10 protein-coding genes are annotated in these 22,880 nt (G+C 32.7%); 7 read left to right on the top strand and 3 right to left on the bottom strand.

The features are described 5' to 3' along the window. Positions 1–278 precede the first annotated feature (278 nt). Positions 279–1,679 (bottom strand): tetratricopeptide repeat protein, encoded by a 1,401-nt coding sequence (locus V9L04_RS16525; RefSeq protein ID WP_338790969.1) that lies wholly within the window; start codon positions 1,677–1,679, stop codon positions 279–281. Positions 1,680–2,054: 375 nt separating this feature from the next. Then, positions 2,055–3,014 (bottom strand): AEC family transporter, encoded by a 960-nt coding sequence (locus V9L04_RS16520; RefSeq protein ID WP_338790968.1) that lies wholly within the window; start codon positions 3,012–3,014, stop codon positions 2,055–2,057. A gap of 423 nt (positions 3,015–3,437) precedes the next feature. Here V9L04_RS16520 and V9L04_RS16515 point away from each other — a divergent pair, with 423 nt between their 5' ends. The 3 genes from V9L04_RS16515 (at position 3,438) to V9L04_RS16505 (ending at position 17,716) form a co-directional block, all read left to right on the top strand. Continuing rightward, positions 3,438–5,609, top strand: coding sequence for a hypothetical protein (locus V9L04_RS16515; RefSeq protein ID WP_338790967.1), 2,172 nt, complete (start codon positions 3,438–3,440; stop codon positions 5,607–5,609). 45 nt (positions 5,610–5,654) lie between these two features. Further along, positions 5,655–6,665: a hypothetical protein gene (locus V9L04_RS16510; protein ID WP_338790966.1), complete on the top strand. Its 1,011-nt coding sequence runs from the start codon at positions 5,655–5,657 to the stop codon at positions 6,663–6,665. Positions 6,666–7,024: 359 nt separating this feature from the next. Beyond that, a complete protein-coding gene (locus tag V9L04_RS16505) occupies positions 7,025–17,716 on the top strand; it encodes a T9SS type A sorting domain-containing protein (RefSeq protein ID WP_338790965.1) in 10,692 nt (3,563 codons plus the stop codon). A 245-nt stretch (positions 17,717–17,961) separates the two neighbouring features. Here the strand turns inward: V9L04_RS16505 and V9L04_RS16500 are convergent, their stop codons facing one another. Beyond that, positions 17,962–18,810, bottom strand: a complete 849-nt coding sequence (locus V9L04_RS16500) for a M23 family metallopeptidase (protein ID WP_338790964.1) — start codon at positions 18,808–18,810, stop codon at positions 17,962–17,964. 210 nt (positions 18,811–19,020) lie between these two features. Here V9L04_RS16500 and V9L04_RS16495 point away from each other — a divergent pair, with 210 nt between their 5' ends. The 4 genes from V9L04_RS16495 (at position 19,021) to V9L04_RS16480 (ending at position 22,775) form a co-directional block, all read left to right on the top strand. Next, on the top strand, positions 19,021–19,560 hold the full coding sequence (locus tag V9L04_RS16495; RefSeq protein ID WP_338790963.1) for a hypothetical protein: 540 nt from the start codon (positions 19,021–19,023) through the stop codon (positions 19,558–19,560). Positions 19,561–19,689: 129 nt separating this feature from the next. Beyond that, positions 19,690–21,090: a class II fumarate hydratase gene (gene fumC / locus V9L04_RS16490; protein WP_338790962.1), complete on the top strand. Its 1,401-nt coding sequence runs from the start codon at positions 19,690–19,692 to the stop codon at positions 21,088–21,090. Between the two features lie 156 nt (positions 21,091–21,246). Continuing rightward, positions 21,247–21,990, top strand: a complete 744-nt coding sequence (locus V9L04_RS16485) for a hypothetical protein (RefSeq protein ID WP_338790961.1) — start codon at positions 21,247–21,249, stop codon at positions 21,988–21,990. A gap of 17 nt (positions 21,991–22,007) precedes the next feature. After that, complete coding sequence (locus V9L04_RS16480; protein ID WP_338790960.1) at positions 22,008–22,775, top strand: hypothetical protein; 768 nt, start codon at positions 22,008–22,010, stop codon at positions 22,773–22,775. The last annotated feature ends 105 nt before the right edge of the window (positions 22,776–22,880 follow it).

The raw sequence follows: 22,880 nt of genomic DNA, 5'->3' as shown, positions 1-22,880 counted from the left end.
ATAAAATACATCTAAGAAAAGAATTAGAAAGTGGAAGTATAAACTGTCAAGACACCTTTGAGGTGTCAGACAGATTCCATTTGCATATAAATAACTTTGCTCAATTACTTACATTTTGAAATATATTTTTTATAATTACAAAAATACATATTTTATCAAGGATTGCCAATGCGTTTTTACTTTTTCGAAAAAAGAAAGGGATTTGATTCATCAAATCCCTTCGTTTTTATATTTTTCAAACAACTGATTTAAGCATGGACACTTAAATCAGTTGTTAATTAATTTTCTAATTGTTCAATTATTTGATAGATGGCTTTTTGTGTGTTCAAGTCTGTAAAAAATTCTAAAATATAATTTTTATCTTCTGGTGCTATCAAAATAGCATTTTCAAGAGCCATAACAGCAGCTTTATATTTCCCTCCTCCCATCAAATAAGCAACATATCGATATAAAAGCTCGGCAGAATCTGGAATAATTTCTAGTGCTTCTTCGGTAATAGCAATGGCTTTATCAAACCATTCTTCTTTATAATAAACATGTGACCAAGAGAGCCAAACATCTACATTTTCACTCAATATTCTTGAAGCATGGTCGTATGCTTCCATACACGAAATCATATTTCCAAGTTGGTATTCACAACGAGCTTTTCCAAACCATGCATTACCTAAATTTTTATTATTTCGAAGGGATTTTTGATAAAAATGTACAGCTTCTTTCCAACGTTCTTGCTCTTCCATGCATTCACCTATACCAAAAGCAGCCATTTCATATTCTTGGTCAAAATCCAATGCCTTTCTATAAAAATTAAGAGCCTCAGCAAATTTATTTAATTTTTGATAGGCTGCACCAATATGTGTATACAGTTCAGCAGTTGGGCGTTCTAATTTTGAAGTTTGAATAAAACAATCTAATGCTTCTTGATACTGTCCTAAATTCATGTGACAGTTTCCTTTATTAAAAAATGCAGAAGAAAATCCGTCTTCGATAAGTGAGGCATAATCATACGACACAATAGCATCTCTATATAATGATAAACGAGTTTGAATAAGAGCCAGATTATACCACGCTTCGGCAGAGTAAGGGTCATTATCAATAAATTGTTTATAGAAAACAATACTTCCCTCCAAATCATCTAACTCATCGTAACAAAAAGCAAGTTCATACAATGCTTCTTTGTGTCCTTTATTTTGACGTAGAGTTTCTTTATAATATTTAATAGCTGTTTTGAGATCATTTTTGGCTTGATAACAACTTGCTATTTGATATAACACCTCATCTTTTTCCTTTTCATCTGTAAAAGGCAGAATGTTTTGATAAATTTCAGCAGCTTCATCAAACTTAAAACACTCTTGTAGAATCCAAGCTTTTGTTAATTGCACCTCTATTTCCGAGGGTTGCAAAGCTTCGGCTTCTTCAATAGTAGATTGAGCCTTATCAAAGTCATTGTTGATAATATGCGCTCTTGCTTCTTCGACAATAAAATTAACCGAAAAAGGATGCTGAGAACGTGCAATATCACAAACTGAAAATAACCTTTCAATATTTCCTGTCTTCCGATAATGTTCTAATAGAAATTCATACGTATCAATTTCAAAGAAAAAACTTCGTCCTTCTTCCATTAAACGTTCAAATTCTGTTATCGAAATGCTTGGTTCTTCTCTTCTTGAGTTGCTTATCATTAAATCAATTAAAAATTATGGAATGGATATATCAGTGTCGCTAAAATATGAATTGTTTAGTTTAGTAAAACTACTTACAATTACTCAATTTACAAAAAAGATGGATTATAAAAAACTAAAATCGTATAATTCGCAATCAAAGAGAATTTAATCGCTTTCAAAAGCTATTTTTAGCTCTAACTAGTAAAAAGAACGAAATTATTTAACAAAAGTTTAATTTTCAGAAAAACTAGATTTTGTAAACCATATTTTGAAAAAAGATTCTATGAAACAACTTCATCAAAATCAGTAATTAACTCAAATTGTTTATCACAGATTTGCTAAGTTTTGCAAATCAGGAATTTTGAAATACTTATAGTACAAAAATTGAATTATTTACCCCAAAAACAGATACCACAAATAAACTGTTGCAATAGAAAGTGGAATTCCAATAGCAAGCAAGAATCCTCCTAATTTTGGATTGAGCTGATATTCTTGTGCCAACAAAACACCTGTTACCATAGGAGCCATTGCAGCTTCCAAAACTCCCACATCAAAAGCTATATTTTTTTCTTCAAAGACAATCAAATATAAAAAATAAATAGCTAAAGGAGCTAAAAAAAGTTTATATAAAAGACCAAAAAAGAAAGGATTAAGAAATCTGAAATTTTCTTTTGAAAACTCTATTTGAAGTCCTACAGAAAAGAGAGCCAAAATAACCAAAGGAGTAGCTAATTTTATCAATACATTTTCCAAAATTATTCCTAACTGCTGAAAACCATTTGTTTCTGATAAAAAATAAGAAAAAAATTGTTCTATTCCCCCAAAAGGAAGAATTACTAGAGCCACTAAAAAGGCTAAAAATGGAGGAAAATAAAATAATTTTTTCAAGATGATTTTTCCTGTCGGTTTGTCTCCTCCATAACTCATAGCCACAATCAAACCGACAGTAGCCACAACCAAAAAAGACCCAGCTTGGTCACAAACGATAGCATACTGTAAAGGTTCTTTTGAGTTGTATAAAAACTCTAATAGAGGAAAACCTACAAAAGAAGTATTACAAAGTCCACAAGCCAAAACCAAACACCCTTCTGTTTGCCTACTCCATTTAAAAATTTTCGCCATTACTTTGAAGAACAAAATACTTAGTCCAAAAACGACCCAAGCCATTAAGGCGAGCCAAATCAAGGACATTGAAAGTTCTAATTTTGGAATATAAACAAGTGCAAGACAAGGCAAAGCAACCCAAATAATATATGTGTTTATTCCTTTGTGTGTATCTTTTGGAAAGATAGAAATTTGTTTGAAGATAAAACCTAAACCTAAACAAGCAAAAATTAAGAGTAAATTTTCCAATATATATTTTTTGAGAGCGTTAAAATAGTAAATCGTTTTTATAAGTAGATGATGTCTAAATGACATCATTAATGATGAAATTGTTTTAAGAATGTATATTTTTTTAATGATACTGTAAATCAATGTTAAGGGAAAAATATACTCAACCTTATTTTTTGTTGTGCATTCAGTTGCTCATAACTGAATGTTTCGCTTTCTGAGAAGCATGATTTATTTGCTTGAATCACGCTTCTTAGGAAGCGTTTCGTTCAACTCTGGGGAGTTGAACACACAAAAACATTGTAAAAATTATTAAACAGTGTAATAGCTTGTTTTTATTTAATTCTTAAATAATTCTTTATCAAAACTGCTTTTTTTGTAGCTTTGCTTGATTGTTCTCTATGTTATACTATAATTTTCTGCTCAACTTCTCTATCAACTTTCATGGATACGCATTCTACTTCTACAATTTGTCTTTTAATTACTGAAGAATATTGTAGTGCAGCCTTTTATAATTCTCAAAACTTACTTTCTATTCCTTATGAAGGAAAGGAACGTATAGATCTTTTTTTCGAAATAGATACTCAAATCAAACCTATATCAAAAAAATATTATGAGAGTTTGGATGCTTCTGTAAATGCGCTTCGCCATCCTGCTTATGGAATAGAAAAAAATAAAACATTTGATTGGTTGGGTGCTTCACATCCTTATGAAAGACTTTTTGATAGTATTGTAGAAAATATCAAGCTAGAATTCGAACGTCTAGCTCCTAATTTTCAAGGTGTAATTCCTCTTCTTTGTGTTTTTTCTCCAGCTTTTTCAGAAAAATTAATTGATAAATTTAATTCTTATTTTTTAAAAAAAGGATTTCATATTCTTCCCCATCAGTTATATATTGATTCATTGGTGGAAGGAAAAAATCTAAAGTTACAAGCCTCAAAATCTTCTTTAACCTTTATTGAAAGTTTTGGAGAGCGTATTATGCTTACTCAAATAGGAGATGATGCCAACTCAGGTTTTACAACTAAGAGATTACAAGATGTCTCAGATTGGGATTTTGAAAGAGAACTTGTAAAATTTGTCTTACAAAAAGCCATGAGACAAGTTCCAACAGGAGTAGATTTAGATGAAGAAGTGGCTTTACATTCACACAGAGCCGAAGAATGGATAGACAAAATTAGAGAAGAAAAACAGAGTTTTATTACCGTTAGGCTATCTAATGGCACAAGCGCAACAGCTACAATAACATCTCAAGAAGTTCAGTTGTTACGTATTCAAGACCGAGAACTTGCCGAAAAAGTAGTCGAATATACTCCGACTGATTCAGAAATTTATTTGATAGGAGATTTGCTTTTGCACTCTGAACTAAAAGCATTACTTATTCATAGGCATTTTACCATTCATACCCTTACAGATGATGAAGCTAGTCGTTATGTTTTGAGAGGTATAAAAAATTATTTAGACAAACAAGAGAAAGATGAACCTATTTTAGTAGAAGAAACATTAATAAAAGAGGCTATTCCTCAATTTTTAGTATACCAATATTTTCTACCCAAAAAAATATGGAATTCTTATGTCAATTCTCAAAACTGGAATCAAGAAACAGTTGATAAAGTAGTTAAGCAAAACGGTTTGGAAGTGTTACCTTCTTTAGAAATTTTGTTAGGACAAGCACAAGAACTTGCTAAAGATGAGCTACTTTCGACTGAACAAATGAAAAGTTTACGCATTAAGGCAAGAGAATTAGATATTAGTGAAACTGAATTCGAACAGCGTTTACAAGCAGCAGCAATTCGTGTTTTGCCACTTCGTGAGCTTTTAGAAACCCATGTAGACAGAAGAAAAGTAGGACGCTTTTTTCCAAATGAATATTATCCTCAACTTTTGGCAGTAGCCGAACAAAATGGTTTTTCAGAGAAAGAATTAAGTATTTTTTTCCGTCAGAGAAACCTAAAATTACAAACTAGAGAAGAAATTTTGGATTTTGAACTTCAAGATAGATTAAAAGGAAAAATGCTTTCACAGCAATCTTTTCAAGAAATTTTAGGGGTGGGAGACAAACTACATTATTCAAAATCAGATATAGAAATTCTTTTAGATAATCGTAAAATTAAGATTAGTAAACCAAAAGGAGTAGGTATTTTTCTGATTGCAGGAATTTTATTTGCTGTCTTGGCTGTTGCTATCATTTTAGCTATTAATATTCCCAATTCTCCTCTTTCATTTTCCAGTACAGATTCTGCACAAACAGAAAAAGAATTTATTAGTGATAAAATAGAAAATCCAGAGCAACTTATTGGAAAATATGCAGGTCTAGTTTTTCATACTGAATTAAATAAACTCAAAAATAGTAGAATAGAAATTTTGGCAGTGAGACAAGAAAATGGAGAGTACATTTTTACTTATTCAATTCCTCAAGATCGTTTTACTACTTGGAAAGGAAAAATAAACTTAGAAGAAAAAACGATTGATTTTATGCCTCCTGAAAATGCTCGTCATCGTGTAGAAAAATATAGATTTTATCGCAAAAACTACAAAGAGGCTGATGGAACAATCCGAAGAAGTGATATTGTTCTTGAAAATTTAAAAGATACTACACAGGTTTTTGTTAAGTAATTTTGCTAATTTCTTATTGCCATCATTCCTCCAAAATGTATAGATATGTTTTTTTATAAATTTTGCATTTTATGTACTTTTTTACTATATTCTTGTCAAAGCGATACTATAAATAATGCTAGTAAAAATGTAGCAGAAAATAAAAAAGACACTACACCATTTCACAAAATAGGAGATGAAACTAAAAAATCTAGTGCTGTACTAGATTCAAATAAAAAAAATACAGTAAAAGACACAACTATTCAACAGGATTTTACAGACTGTGAAAAATACTGGAAATTACATTTTCCTACTGACAGCATACGTATAAACTATCTCAATGAGATTCTCAAAACCAATCAACTTAGTGAAAATAATCAAAAATTTATTACGCAGTTAAAAAATGTAAGTTCTTCAAAGTTAGTAGTAGACAATGCTATATTTCCAATTTTTCGCTCTAGTAAATCTCAAATTGGAGTGCTTGCTTTTCCAAATTATGGCAATAAAAATGACGCTGTTACAACAGAAACAAAATTACTAGAGAATATCAATATAGATTATAACCTTATCAAACCAGAAGAGTATGACAAAGTCAAATTTTATCCTCAACTATTAGATTCAATTTATAGAGGGAAAGAAAAGCCTGTTATTTATTATTATACCAATAAGGAAAGAAAGACGACAAGAATTAAAGATTTGGGTATTTTACTCGCCGATTGTACTGAATACTTTGAATACTCATTTGATACTAGAAATATAAACTTATCAGATACCATTTTATTTGGAAGTCCCTTTCAGATAGATTTGATTTATGAGAACAATATGAAGGTAGACAGTTTAATTAAAAACGAAATTACGCCTACCCACTGCTTTGACTGTCCTAGTAGCTCACACTTATCAAAAACGTTTGCTCGTCTTAAAGGAACAACAAATATTTACTTTGTATTTGCTGATAGTTTTCCTTTTAATAATGAGTTAGATACACCTTCTAGAGCTTTAGTTTTATTGACAGATGAAAATACTATTATTTATCTATGGAATAAAGAGATAGATTTATTTGGCTGTCCTTGTTTGTAAAAAATAGTCAATTAAAAGTGAAAAAGTTCTAAAAAAAATAAAAAAATAGCCGAAAAGTATGATATTGCCTTATTTATAAGTTATATAATTATTCCCTTATGACTATTTAGATTTTTAAGATTAAAATCTACATAAAATCATTTTTATCCTCAAACAAAGAACACCCGAAAGTAATTTAAAATAGTTATCTTTGTTTATGATTGAAGCGAGATTATAAACTCTATAGTAATATCGTTAAACTAAACTTACTGTTTTTAGTATTACTATACTCATAGTAATTTATAAGAATTTATATTTTAGTTAAGAAAAACCAGTACAACACATTCTATCGCTATTTCAAGTATCAAAATCAAAAAGTTATGCAAAATATCAATACAAAATCTTTACAATTTTTAAAGAGAGGAGGAAAAAATATTTTTTTTCTGTTTTTTTTTCTGTTCTTCTCGTTTCAAGCAAATGCAGCTGATTTTTACTGGGTGGGAGGTTCTGGAAACTGGAGCGATTTTGCAACACACTGGGCGACTACCTCAGGAGGTGCAACTTTTCAAACAAATGCTCCAACAGCAGCAGATAATGTTTTCTTTGATGTCAATTCAGGAGCAGCAGGCTATACTGTAACTTTAGATATAGCTGCACTAGCAAATAATTTTTCATTTGATGGAAATGCGTTTTCATTTGATGGAACAAATAGCCTTGTTATTAGTGGAACTTCTGCTAATTCTTCTATTCAAGCCATTACTTTTGGGGGAACAAATACCTATACTTTTACAGGTGCTTACACAGCTATTGCAGCCTCTCAAACTCGTTTTACCACTACAGGAGATGTAGATTTTAATGCTAATATAGATATTGGAAATGGTTCTACCTTTAGTTTTACTCCTGATGCAACTACTACAATTACAGGAATATTTACCTCAAATAGCATTTGTTCTGCTCAAAACACAATTAATTCTACTGGTGGAGCTGCCCCTGTTATTTTTACAGCAGCTTCTACTTGGTCAAACACCAATATTACAAACATAAATGCAACAGGAAGTGTAACACTCCAAAGTGGAACAATCACAACAAGCACTGGAATTACAGATAATACTACCAATAGGAATTTATTTTGGGTAGGTGGTACAGGAAACTGGAACAACACAGCAAGATGGTCTTTGACAAGTGGAGGAACAGGAGGAGAATGTGTTCCAACAGCAACTGATGATGTAAATTTTGATGGTGCTTCTGGTCTTGCAGGAGGAACAGTTTCTTTAAATGTTGCTGCTCCTGTTCGAAATTTTAATTATGATGTTGCTGGTGTTACTTTTACTGCTGCCAACCCTCTTACTGTAAATGGAACAACAAATATAGCTGCTACAAGAACTGTTGACTTTGCTGGTGCTAGTTCTTATACTTTTTTAGGCGATTTTACAGCAAATGCTACCACAACGACTAACTTTTCGAATGGAAATTTAGCTGCCTTTGGTAATGTTACTGTTGAAACAGGTTCTACATTTAGATTTTCCTCTTCAACTGGAGGTACAGCAACAGTTTCAGGCACATTTACACCAAATGGAAATTGTTCTAATCCTGTAACTCTTTCAGCAACTGGTGCATTTACTGCACCAGTTAATTTTGCAAATCCACAAACTTGGAGTGGTGTCGATGTAAGTGCAATTAATTCTACTGGAGCAAATGTAACAGTCAATAGTATTAGTGTAGTAGTAACAGGAAACTTTACAGATAACACAACGACTGGACGTACATTATTTTGGGTAGGAGGAACTGGTAATTGGAGTGACCCTATTCATTGGTCTTTAGCTAGTGGAGGAACAGGGGGAGAATGTATTCCTACTTCAATAGATGATGTGTTTTTTGATGCAGCTTCTTTTACAACAGCAGGACAAATAGTAACTATAGATATTGATGCAACCTCTAAAGACCTTGACTGGACAGGAGTAACCAATACGCCTACTCTTACAGGTGCAGCAGCTAGACAATTTATTCTAACAGGTTCATTGACTTTTGCAGCAGCAATGAATCAAACAGGTAACGCTCCTACTTTTGAAGGTTTGATGATATTTTCTTCAGCAACCTCTCAAAACATAATAATGAATGGAAAAGGACTTAATAGAACTCGTTTCCAAACTGGAGCAGCAGGAGAATGGACACTACAAGATGCTTTCTTAGTTAGGAATCAATTATTATTAAACTCTGGAACACTAGATACAAATGATGAAAACGTAACTGCTGGTACATTTTCTACAAATAATATTCTTGTACCCACTAGAAATCTTAATCTAGGAGCTTCAACGATTACTCTTACAAGTGCTTCTACTATAGTTTTAGATTATAGAAATGATACTAATTTCAGTCTAAATTCTGGAACAAGTACAATAAATATATCTAGTAATACCACTACAATAGAAACAGGTATTTTAGCAAAGACAATTTCTAACCTTAATTATATAGGTGCAGGAGTCAGAACAATAAATACAGGTTCTGATGTAAATACAATTACATTTGGAAATATTACTACTGCTAATAATGGAGGACAATTAAACATAAATGGAACTTCTCCTAAAGTATACAATAATATTACGCTTGGAAATAATGTAAGTGGAACAATTACTGGGGCTAATACTAATTTAGGAAATATAATAAATGGAAACGTAACTCTTGGTATAAATGGAGCGAATAATTTTGCTGGAGGTTATGATATTAATGGTGATTTTTCCTTTGGAAATAATAAAACAGTTAGGTTCAATACTGCTAATGATAGTAGATTTGGAGCAACCTTGACTACTGGTACAGCTAGTACATTTGTAGCAGGAGGAAACAAAAACACTACTTTTATAGGAGCTTTTACATTAGGAGATAATTCAACAGCTACATTTAATAACTCAGGAGTAGGAAATTCTAATTCCTTTTCTGATATAAATATGAACAATGGAACTACATTTGCATTTAGTTCTATCACTAATAATACTGTTTCTGGAAATATAAATGTATTGGGTTCTTGTGCTACTCCTATTACACTTACTTCGAATAACCCTCCAAACCAAGCAAGTTTACAACTTACAAATGCTTTATTTTTAGTGGGAGCAACCGTTCAAAATATCAATGCCACAGCACAACCAATAAATGTTGCAAATGGAACACTTGCAAATAATACTAACGTAACAGGAAATTCTGTCAGTAGAGATTTATATTGGGTACATAGTGTAGCAGGTGCAGGAAGTACAACTAATTGGTATAATGCAGCCAACTGGTCTTTGACAAGTGGTGGCGTGACAGGCGAATGTCCTCCTACTATCTATGACAATGTATTTTTTGATGCTAATTCATTTTCAGCAACAGGACAAATTGTTGATATGGATAATGATGCTTTTTGTAGAAATATGGACTGGACAGGTACTACTAACGACCCTTTTTTACAATCTATTGGAGAAGACACTGACCTTACAGTTGGAGGAAACCTTACTTTTGTAAATGGAATGACTGTAGGTACAGGAGGAACAAACCCCAACGAAATTAGAGATATTTACTTTGCTGCTACAAATGCACTGACTACTCCTGTAGTTGTGCCTGCAACCACTAACAATACTATCGATTGGGGAATTCCTAATGAAAACACAGATGGAAAACGTTTTCAAAGAGCTTTTTTCAATCAAAATAAAGAAATGATAGTGGCAGCAACAGCTAGTTGGTCTTTGTCGTCTGCTTTCAATCTTACTCAAGAAGTTCCTTTTGGAAGGCTAACACTTGAAAATGGAGATATTATAACAAACAGTAATCCTATACAGATTCGTATTTTAGATGCAAATGGAGCAGATGGCTCATTGAATATTGGAGACTCTGAAATTACATTACGAGCAACAGGACTTACCTTTGATTTTAGAAATGATGCTAACTTCAACTTTATAAATCCAGGAGCAAATAGCTTTTTTAGTCTAACAAGTGGTGGAGGAAACGTAGAAGGTTATACAGGTTCAGAATCTAAAGAAATGCCTGATATTATTGTTACTCAAAATAATAATGTAACCATAAACTCAGAAAATGGAACTGATAGAATTACATTTAGAAGTATTGATTTACAAGATAATAATGTTCTTTTCAATTTAACAGGAACTTCCCCAAAAACATACTCAGAAGCTCTAGCATTTAATAATGGTATAAATGCAACTTTCGATGGAGGAACAGCCAATGTTGATCGTAGCATCTTTGAGGAAGCTGTAAGTTTCGCAGTCAATTCACAAGCTAATTTTATAGGTAATGACCAATTTGAGAATACATTTACTGTTGCAGGGACAGCAGGAGCTGGTATTCGTTTTACTGGTACGGGACGAAAGCGTTTTCAAGGAGATGTTACACTAGGAGTAGGAAGTTTATTTTCACTTCAAAATACCTCAGGTCCTCCAAATAGCTTTACTAATGTTACTTTGGCAAATTCAACTATATTTGAATTTAGCCCAAATGCAGATAGTAATGTAACAGGAAACTTTGTAGCTATTGCAGACTGTCTTACCCCAATTATTATTCGCTCTTCTATAGCAGGAAATGCTGCAACAGTAGATTTTAATCTTGCTCAAAGTTGGGAAAACACAACCGTTACAGATATTAATAATATTGGTACAGTAGTAATGGTTGATAGTGGTACAGATGGAGGAAACAATACAGGAATAGATTTCTCAACTATTACTTTAAGAACCTTATATTGGGTACACAATGGAAATCCATCAGCAGCAACAGGAGCAAGCCCAACAGCTTTTGCTCTTGGAAATTGGAATGATCCCAACAACTGGTCACTTACTTCTGGTGGACAAACTGGAGAATGTCCTCCAACATTAAATGATGATGTATTCTTTGATGCTAATTCATTTGGAGCAGGAAGCCAAATTGTAAATATAGATGTAAATGCACAAGCAAGAGATATGACTTGGACAGGAGCAACAGGAGTTCCTATCCTTACAGGAAGTCCTATATTTAATATTCAAATTGGAGGTTCATTGACTTTTATAAATGATATCAATTTTACATTTGCAGGTGAAACCTTCTTTAGAAATACTAACACTGGCACAAATATAATTACCTCTGATGGACAAGTATTTAATGGAAATGTTATTTTTTATGATAACACATTAGGTACAGGCATTTGGCAACTAGCAGATGATTTTGCAACTAATCAAACCTTCAACTTAGTAGACGGAACATTCACTACAAGCCCAGCAAATCATCAGCTAACAGCTAGAATTATAGATGTATTTGCTATAGCTAATGGCGTAGGAGACCCTACTAGAGAATTAAACTTAAATGGTTCGGTAGCCAATGCAACTAGAAACGGTGGACTTGCTGTAGATTTTAGAGGAAATACAGCTAATTTCGTTTTGAGTTCTACTGCAACCTCCGAACTTCATATTACTGGTGTTGGAGATATCGATTTAGAAATGGGAGAAGCAGCCAAAACAATTCCTAATCTATTCATTGATAATGCTACTACAGGAAATACAATAAATGTAAATTCTTCTAATATAGAAAACAACTTGAATCGAATTACTTTTAGAGATGTTACTGCTTTACAGAATAATCTCACTTTTAATATGAATGGAGATGCTCCAAAAACGTATGGTAATATTCTCTTTCCTGATAATGCTTTAGTAGATTTCAGAGGAGTAACTAATGCTGCTCCGTTAGTTAATTTTTACACAGGAACAGTTACTTTCGGACAAAATACACGAATAGATTGGTATGGAGATAATCAGTTCCAACAAGCTGTTACGATAGCAAGTACGACTAATGACGGTAATGCTGTTCGTTTGCACGAAGATAATGAGTTTTTGGCTACAGCTCCACTTACTTTCTCAACAGTAGGAATAGCAAGATTTACAGCAGGTAATAATGATAGAACAAATATATTCCGTGCGCCAGTTAATTTCTTGGGAGGGCGAAATGTGGTTGTTTTCAATGGTAATCAGACTACAATAGCTCGTTTTATAAGCACATTATTCATTGCTTCAACAGCAGCACAACAAGCTTATATCGATTTTCAAGCCCGTCCAGAGTTTCATGCTCAAGTAGAATTTGGAGAAGCAGCAGGAGGGAATGCCACAACACAAGTAAGATTCCGTAGAGGATTAGACTTTGGACCTGCTCCATTAGGCACTAGATTCATTACAGGAAATGACAGTCGTATAGATTTTGAAAATCCAGATGTTTCTGTTATTAGAGATATGGAGGTAGGAGAAAATAATGTTCTTACTTTTGAAAACGATTTGACAATTGATAATCTAAATCTTTCTCGTTTTGATGTTGTGAACTTCCCAAATAGTGATGGAACAGCTCCAAACAATGGGGTTACAGCAGTTACAGGTTTTGTACGTGCTAGAGAAGGTTGTGCAGGTTGGATAAACATTCGCTCAAACCTAACAGGAGTACAAGCAAATATAGATTTCCAAAATGCACATACAGGATTAAATGGATTTTTATATACATTTATTCAAGATATAAATAATGTGGGTGGAAATGTAGTAGAGGCAGACCCTGCTATTGTTTCTGATATTGGTAATAACTCAAACATTACCTTCATTAATAATCAACCTTCACGCACTTTTTATTGGGTAGAAAGTGATAATGGAAATTACAGTGGTAATTGGAATGACTTAAATGCTGATAATCACTGGTCATTAGTTGGTTCTGGTGGAGCACCTTCTTATTGTATCCCTACTGCCAATGACAACGTAATTTTTGATGATAACTCTTTTGCAGGAGCAGGTACAGAAACTGTAAATATTGACAATTTCTTTTCCTATTGTAAAAATATGACTTGGTCTGCTTCTGATGCAAATAGAGGAAGATTAATAGGAGATAATTTACATACTGTGCAAGTTTTTGGAAACCTCATTTTTGCAGATTTTGCATCAGATAGAGATTGGAATGACTTCCCAGGTACATTTGAGTTTAAAGGAACAAATGTAGGACAAGCAAAAACCCTTCTATCAAACGGATCTAGATTTTTTGGTCCTGTTATATTTAATGCTCCTTTTGATGACTGGACTCTCTCAGACTCTATGCGTGTAGAAGGAGGAGGAAGAGCAAATATTACTATCAGCTATGGAGATGTATTTGCAACTGATAAAAATATTAGATTAGAACATGATTGGATAATAACCAATAATGCTGTAAGCCTTCCACAAGCTCGCTTTATAGCAGGTACAGGAACAGTAACTTTTGATGGAAATACTGATGCTGATATTACAATAGCAGATGTAGAAACAGGAGCTGCTTGTACAGAATGTACTTCAGTAGGTAGCACTTGTAGTACAAGTCCTTTTTATAACTTAACCAATGAAAAACCTTGGAATAGAAGAACAGAGATAAATACTACTATATCTATTCTCAATAACTTCCATATTGTAGGAGGGTATTTTGAAGATGATGGATTCCAAATTAGAGGTAATGCTACAGGAAATGTATATATGTCTCATAACACATTGTTACGTTTAGGAGATAATAATGATGCGACTGTATTTCCTACTTGTTATCTTCCTGCTAATATAATCTTATCTAAGGGAGCTACAGATGGTTTAGTAGATGATAATTCATTTCCTGTAAATGCAAGTACACAAGCATCTATTGTAGAATATCGTTGTCCTGATGAGCAAATGATAGCAGGAGGAACAGATTTTACGTATGGAACTCTAAGAATAATTAGTAATAATACTTCAAATGGAAACAATGTAAAACGTTTTACAGGAGAAGCTACTATTGAAGGAGCTTTCTTTATAGGAAATGAACAGACGGTTTATGATATGGGTTACCAACTTAGAGGAAATAGCCATAACCAAGCTAATAACATTTTGAGTACAGGAAATAATGTAACCTTAATTTTGGGTACAAATCAGACAGCAAGCGAACGTACTTATACAGCAACAAATGTTCCTCTTAATGTAACCGTTCCCCCAGTAGTAACAGCAGATATAGCAACTACTTTCCCTAAATTCACAACAGGAGATGGTACTTTTGGAAATGGTGTATTTAGTGATGCAAAAGTTAGTTTGAGTACAAACTCTACAGTGATTTTCAATGCAAATGCAGACCAAGAAGTAGCAGGAGGAATTACGTATGGAAGTATCATTTTGAGATCAACAGGTTCAGATATAGCAAACCCAATACTCAAAACAGTCACACAACATAATGGAGCTAGTGCTGGAGAAATGACTATTGCAGCAGATGCACTTGTAGAATCATTTAATCACTTTATAGATGATGGTTTCCAAATCACAGGTAATGCAACAGGTACTTTTACAGGAGAAGCAAACTCTAAAATGATTATTGGAAATCAGACAAGTGGTACTAACTTCCCAGACACTTTCATCAGAGCAAATATTTCTTTAGATGCTAACGACCACGAAACAATCTACAATGCAGATGTTCCTCAGTTTATGTCTAATGAACCTATTTATGGAAACCTTACTCTAACAGCTCCAAACTCTATAGATGCTGAATTAATAGAAAAACGTTTCCGACCAGACCCAGCAGGAACAAATGCAGGTCTTACAGCAGATATAAATGGAAACCTTCTTATAAATCCAAGAAACCATTTAATTGATGAAGGAAATCAAATTAGAGGGCTTGCTCCAAAATCTGTTACAATGAATAGTGATGCTCCTCTAGGAGAAAGTATGCTTACTTTAGGAACAAATGGAGGAACAGACATTGCAACTCAATTCCCACTTACATTTGGAACAATTGTGTTAAATGACTTAACAACTGTTATTTACAATACAGGAAGTGGTCAAAATCAAAATGTAAGAGGTGCAGGCTTAAATGGAATTGCGACAGGGACAGATTCATATTATAACTTGATTATTCAATCAGGAAATGAATTTACAGCTCGTAAGATTCTGCAAGCTGCTACTCGTATTCGTAATAATTTTACGATAAGAACAGGAAGTCGTTTTGAAGATAATAGAAACCAAGTTACTGGAAGTGTGGCAACAGGAATTATTACAATGGAAAACGGTGCAAACCTTTATATAGGATTAAATAACGGAAGTATCCAAACCGTTTTTCCTACAAATTATGAAAGAGCTAGAATCAATTTAGATAATAATTCTACGGTGCGTTATCAGTCTCGTAGAACAACAGCTCCTTTTCAATTTGTTTCTAGTGAGCCTATTTATGGTAATTTATTCTTAGCTTCTGGATATGGTTCAGCAGGTGCAAATATTCCTAAAATAATTGTACCTACTCCAGTAATTGCTACCAATACAACGCTTACAGTAACTAGAACGCTTACAGTAGATTATAGAGTTCGTTTTGAAGATACAGGTATTCAAATTATTGGAAATGCTCTAAATATTGCCAATAATTTATTAGTAAGAGATGGGTCAGAGCTTGTGCTAGGAACTGCTACGCAAGCAACCCTATTCCCAACACTTTATCCTAGAGTAAATACTAATTTAAGTCATTTACAACCAACAAAAAGTACAGTTATCTATAATTCAGGAGTAACAGGAAATAATATTTCTGCAGAACCTAACTATGGAAATGTAACCCTAACTAATGCAGCAGCATCTGGAACAGTTACTAAAGAGCTATTAGGAACAACAGATATATATGGAAATCTCTTGATACAAAACCGAAATAATCTTGAGGTAACAGCTTCTAATCATCAAATTAATTTGAGAGGAAACTGGACATGTCAGCCAACAGGTTCTTTTAATTCTCAGCAAGGAAGAGTGGTATTAAATGGTACAACCGAACAACGCATCACAACAAATGCTCAAAAATTCTTTGAGTTAGAAGCAAGTTCAACTGGTGGTAGTTTCCGTATGATGGATGATATTACTATTAAAGAAGATGGCAAAACTATCTTCAATACTGGTTTATTTATTCCTGACGATGTGGCATTAGGAACAAATAGTACAAGAATGATGATTTTTGAAAGAAATGCTTCTATAGATGGCTCAAGCACATATTCTGTTGGAGGATGGGTCTCTACTTCTGCTGCTGCTCCTTTATCAGCAGATGGTCCTAGCAATGCAAGTCACGTGGTAGGTAAAGTTCAGAAAATTGGAGAAGATGCTTTTATATTCCCAATCGGAAATGGTATTAGTTATGCTCCTGCTGGATTGAGTGAAAGAAATAATAATGCTGCTGTCTTTGAAGCTCGCTATGTAGGACCTCGCTTACCTACCCTTGATGGATATGATGTAAATTTGAAAGAACCTTCAATCCAAGTGGTTAGTAATGTAGAATATTGGTTGATAAATAATGAAGGTGCTGCCGATGAAGCCTTTGTTTATTTAAGTTGGGAAGCTGCTAGAAGTGTAGCTTATCAGCCAGAAGGACTTTTAGTATTGCGTTGGGATGATCCAACTCCAATATGGCAAAACAAACTTAATGGAGGACATACAAATGCTTCGGCACAAGGTGTGGTTGTTAGTCAAGCCAAAATTAGCAATTTTAGTCCATTTACTTTGGGTTCAATTACTAATTTTAATCCGTTACCATTAGATTTACTTGCATTTGATGCCAAACTAGAAGGAGAATCTGTAAAAGTAACTTGGGAGACTATTAATGAACAAAACAATTCTCACTTTATGGTAGAGTGTAGTCAAGATGGTAATTCATTCAGCTCTTTGGGACGTGTAGACGCAAAAGGAACTGGATTAGAAGGAACTTTTAATTATCAATTCTGGGATGCAGAACCATTCACAGGACTTTCATACTATCGCTTACAACAAGTTGATAAAAATGGGTCTTTTGAATATTCTCCTGTAAGAAGCGTATTATTTGAAAAAGTAATAAGTGGAATAAAAGGAGAAGTTAGTCTATATCCAAATCCAAATGGTGGTGCTCGTTTTTATCTAAATCTAGATGGAAAACTTACTATAGACGCACAAATTCAAATTGTAGATATGACTGGTAGAATTGTTCACCAACAAGATGTACAAAAAGGAGGAGCAGACATAGTAATTACTCCTATGCGAGTATTACCAGCAGGAGCATATCTCTTGCGTTTTGTCACTGCAACAGAATCCATTACAAAGAAATTTGTAGTAGAGTAATCTCCAAAACATAGTATTTATAACAAAAGCCTTTTATCAAAAAATGATAAAAGGCTTTTGTTTTTTATTGATAAAAATAGTTCTGAAATTTTTATAAACAAGGATAGATTTATAAAAAATAGAATTTAGCTGTTTTCAATTGAATACAGTGTAACATAAGTTTATTTGTGTTTTACTATTGTCGGTCTCCTTACCGACGATTCTTTTTTATCGTTGTCAGTATCCTACTAACGAATCAAACGAAATTAAAAAGAAATAAAATCTTGTGGATTAACAGGATTTCCTTCATACCAAAGCTCAAAATGCAAATGTGGACCATCTGTAAGTTCGCCAGAGTTTCCAATAACAGCAACTGGATCTCCAGCTTTTACTATCTCACCTACTTTTTTGAGTAAAACAGAATTATGTTTGTAAAAAGAAACCAATTGATGTTTATGTTGAATAGCTAATGTATGTCCAGAATCTTGTGTCCAAGACGACAAAATAACTGTTCCGTCAGCAGCAGCTTTAATAACTTCATTTTTTGGTGCAACTACATCAACTCCAAAATGCGAACTAGCTGAATTATATTGGTTAGTTACTATTCCTGAAATAGGAGAGAAAAATAAAACTTGTTGTAGCTCACTTTTTGAAGTTCGTAATCCTTTTGTTTTAGAATCTTCTTTTTCAAATTGTTTTCTGAAAGCTAAATCAATAGAATCTATTTGCTCTAAATCCAAATCTTGTGTATTGATAGTACTTTCAGTAGAATCTTCTGAAATTTCATCTTTTGGAATATTTCCACCCAAAATTTGCCTTAGATTTTCATAATATTCATTTTGTCCTGCCACAATGGCTTCTAAAGAATCCGACTTTTCCATTAGTTTAAAAAGTCTAGCTTGTGGATTTTCAGAAGTAGAAATTTGATAATCAGTAATGGCTTTTGCTAAAAAATAAGAAGGTATAAAAATAAGCAAAACAAAACCAGTCAAAATAACCACAACTTTTGCAAAGTTGAAACGAATAGTTCTTAGTTTTTCAAAATTTTCTTCATCACGAAATACCATCAAATAATGATGCGTAAACCATTGCCAAAATGTTTTTTTCTGATTCAAAGTCTTGTTAGTGATTAGTGATTGAATGTTAGATAAGACCATTATTTGATAAATAATAATCGGAAATGAATCACAAAAATACGTATTTTTTGAGGACTATATAAAAAATACATAAATTATTAGTCTGATTGTACTAGATTTAGCTATTTTTTAGATATGATTTGTTCCATTGAACACTTTCGAAATTTGCATCAAATAAATTATACTAAAATGATAGATAAATACACAGGTAGTTTTCACAGTCCATTTTTTATTTTTATAAAAGGTCTAAATCATTTATCAGATATAGAAATTCTAAAATTATTGGAGCTTAAAAACATTGAAAAAAGAGATTTTGAAAAAGAAACAGAGTGTTATCTTCGCATAACGAGGGACAAAGAATGGGTTCACATTATGGATAATTGGTATTATAACCTATGGAAATGTACTGGTATAACAGAGATACTAAAACAACTAGGGAAAAAGTATGATTTACTTCATGCCTCATGGGGAGACTCTGATTACTCATTTGATTTTGTCTATTATAAAAATGGAAAACTTAGGCGTAAATATGAAGCTATAGAGCTTGACGGAACAAGTTCTGAAACAACAGTATTTGAAGAAGGTATTCCATTGGAAGAAGAAAATATAATAAAACGTGAACAATTATCCAATATTATTCGTATCGCTAAATCTATCGGAATTGAAATCAATCATAAGTTAGGAAATATAGTTTGCTACCAATATGAAGAGCCTTTTATAGAAGATTAATTTCAAATCTGTTCAAAACGAATCTCAAAATTTGCAATGCCAAAACAAAGTGAGTAATTTTACTATCATTTTAATTCTTCACTTGCCGTTGTCGGTGTGCTCACCGACGACTTAATAATAAAAAAATATATGTCAGATTTTCGTATTGAGCGTGATACAATGGGGGAGGTAAAAGTTCCTGCCGACAAATACTGGGGTGCACAAACAGAGCGTAGTCGTAACAATTTCAAAATAGGTGATGAAGCTTCTATGCCAAAAGAAATTATTTATGCCTTTGCATATCTCAAAAAAGCTGCTGCACAAGCCAACACAGAACTAGGTGTTTTGGCGAAAGAAAAAAGTGACCTTATCGGAAAAGCCTGTGATGAAATTTTGGAAGGAAAATTAGATAAAGAATTTCCTTTAGTAATTTGGCAAACAGGTTCAGGAACGCAGTCAAATATGAACGTAAACGAAGTAGTTGCTTATCGTGGACATGTTTTACAGGGTGGTACACTGACAGATGAGAAAAAAGCATTGCATCCAAATGATGATGTAAACAAATCACAGTCTTCAAACGACACTTTTCCTACAGCAATGCACATTGCAGCCTATAAATTGGTAACAGAAAATACCATTAAAGGAATTGAGAAATTACGTGATGCACTTCAAAGCAAAGTAGAAGAGTTTAAAGACATCGTAAAAACAGGTCGTACTCACTTTATGGATGCTACTCCACTTACATTAGGACAAGAATTTTCTGGCTATGTTCAGCAGTTAAATAATTCTTTGCGTTGCATCAAAAATGCGCTAGAAATGGTAAAAGAATTAGCTTTAGGAGGAACTGCCGTAGGAACTGGACTAAATACACCAAAAGGATATGATGTTTTGGTGGCTCAAAAAATTGCAAATCTTACAGGTTTGCCTTTCGTAACAGCACCAAATAAATTTGAGGCATTAGCTGCTCACGATGCAATGGTGGAGCTTTCAGGAGCATTGAAACGCACTGCTGTTTCGCTTATGAAAATTGCAAATGATATTCGTATGCTCAGTTCGGGACCTCGTTGTGGAATTGGAGAAATTATTATTCCAGACAACGAACCAGGCTCTTCTATTATGCCTGGGAAAGTAAATCCTACACAGCCAGAAGCATTGACAATGGTTTGCGCTCAAGTAATGGGAAATGACGTTGCCGTTTCGGTGGGTGGTTCAAACGGACACTTCGAACTCAATGTCTTTAAACCTCTGATTGCTGCAAATGTACTTCAATCTGCTCGTTTGATTGGTGATGCTTGTGTTTCTTTCACAGATAATTGTGCTGCTGGTATCAAGCCAAACAATGAAATTATTCAACAACATTTAGAAAATTCATTAATGCTTGTTACTGCTCTCAATACGCATATTGGTTACGAAAAATCTGCCAAAATTGCTAAAAAAGCGCATCAAGAAAACAAAACTCTTCGTCAGGCTGCTGTCGAATTAGAATATTTAACTTCAGAAGAATTTGATAAGTGGGTTGTTCCTGCTGAAATGACAGGTTCTTTGAAGTAATTTTTTAATATAAAAAGATATATACAATTCCCACATACGTTTTTTATGGCGTGTGTGGGTTATTTTTTGATAAAAAATACTTTAACCTAAATAATTATTTTTACGTAAATTATAGTCTGCACTCTTTTTTTTATTCTGCTTTATTTATCAAAAAAAATGATACATATTCACAAATTATCTACTCAAAATTACTTTGATTTTCTCAATCAAGAACGCAAAGACCCAATTACAGGCGATCTGATAAAGGAAAATGATGAAGTCGTGATTTGTAGTTCTTGTAAATCTGCTTTTTTGAAGGAGAGTTGGGAGTATTTGGGAAATAGACATTGTGAGCAAAATCAAACCTTAGAAATTATTCCAAAACAGAGTAACTTGGAGCTTAAAATAGGTTTACTAACTTTTCTAGCTCTAGTTCCTAAAGAAGATATTTTCACAAAGTTTTTAGGTGTCTTGATACTTGAAATAGTAGCTTTTAGCTTTGTTTCTATTAGTTCAGATGATTCGTTAGCTCTGCTTGTAATTGGTCTCATTGCTTTTCTTATTCCTGTTACCATAGGAATTCTAGTTATGCCTACTACTAAGATAAATTTATACAGTTCCTATTTGAGCATAAAGAAAATAATAAGTGAAATAAAAATAGAGTACAGAGAAATAAAATACATAACTATTAACTGCAATCACTCAAAATCTACATCAAGTTATATTTACATAAAACAAACTAATGGTACTAGTACAAAAATACCATTAGAGAAAAAGTATCTTGAGTTTCACAAAAACGAAGAGTTATTATATTTTGCAAACTATTTATCTCGTTATACACAAGTTGTTTTGAAAATAGATTCTCGTTATAAAAATGCAATCAAAGGAAAAGATATTCCTGTAAAAATAGAATGGCTTTAAGTACACTGTTTCAAATTATGAAATATAATATACATACACTAACACTTCAAGAACACTTTGATTTTCTCAATCAAGAACGAAAAGACCCAATTACAGGGGATTTGATAAAAGAAAATGATAAAGTTGTTTTTTGTGCTTCTTGTAAATCTGCTTTTTTGAAAGAAAGTTGGGAGTATATAGGAAACAGACATTGTGAGCAAAATCAGACTTTAACAGTTATTCCTAAAAATAAAACTTTAGTATTAAATTATGATGCACCAAACTATTTTAAAATAAAAGAAAAAGAACCTAAGTCTAGTATAATTATAGCTATCATTTTAGCGATTTTATCTGTCTATACATTGGATTTTTTATTTAGTGGCTACTTTAAATACATTTGTATTGTGTTTGCCATACTAATAACATTAATATATTTATCATCTTCATTTTTTTCCTTAAATGAAATAATTATAGGATATTCTGAATTAAGACTAGTAAAAGGTTGGGATTTAAAAGATGATATTCCTTATAAGAATATTACACAAATTATATTTTTAGTAAAAAAAATTAGCGAAAATAACGACAACCTTCATTCTAATTTCCATATTATAGGAGATGATTTGCCTGAGACAGTTTTAGAACCAATATTTATTTCTATAAATTATATTGATTTTAATGAGCAACAAGGATTTATAAAATTAATATCTGAGCTTTCAAAGAAAACAAAAGTAGTTTTTAAAATTGATTCTTCTCTTCAAAACTACATTGCATATAAAAATATTGCTGCGCCAATAGAATGGATTTAAAAAAATATAAAACATAAATAGAATTAAAGGGTTAATATTTGAGGGCATTAATTATAAATTGATAAACTTTATTTATATTTGCCTTATATTTAAAGGTCATTTTTT

Source organism: Bernardetia sp. MNP-M8 (genome assembly GCF_037126285.1).
GTDB lineage: Bacteria > Bacteroidota > Bacteroidia > Cytophagales > Bernardetiaceae > Bernardetia.
Note: the sequence above shows the minus strand (reverse complement) of the source record. Positions and strands in the feature narration are given on the sequence as shown.

Coding starts and splice junctions, on each gene's coding strand:
- V9L04_RS16505 (WP_338790965.1), top strand. CDS start 7,025: ATGCAAAATATCAATACAAAATCTTTACAATTTTTAAAGAGAGGAGGA.
- V9L04_RS16525 (WP_338790969.1), bottom strand. CDS start 1,679: ATGATAAGCAACTCAAGAAGAGAAGAACCAAGCATTTCGATAACAGAA.
- V9L04_RS16480 (WP_338790960.1), top strand. CDS start 22,008: ATGAAATATAATATACATACACTAACACTTCAAGAACACTTTGATTTT.
- V9L04_RS16510 (WP_338790966.1), top strand. CDS start 5,655: ATGTTTTTTTATAAATTTTGCATTTTATGTACTTTTTTACTATATTCT.
- fumC (WP_338790962.1), top strand. CDS start 19,690: ATGTCAGATTTTCGTATTGAGCGTGATACAATGGGGGAGGTAAAAGTT.
- V9L04_RS16485 (WP_338790961.1), top strand. CDS start 21,247: ATGATACATATTCACAAATTATCTACTCAAAATTACTTTGATTTTCTC.
- V9L04_RS16495 (WP_338790963.1), top strand. CDS start 19,021: ATGATAGATAAATACACAGGTAGTTTTCACAGTCCATTTTTTATTTTT.
- V9L04_RS16515 (WP_338790967.1), top strand. CDS start 3,438: ATGGATACGCATTCTACTTCTACAATTTGTCTTTTAATTACTGAAGAA.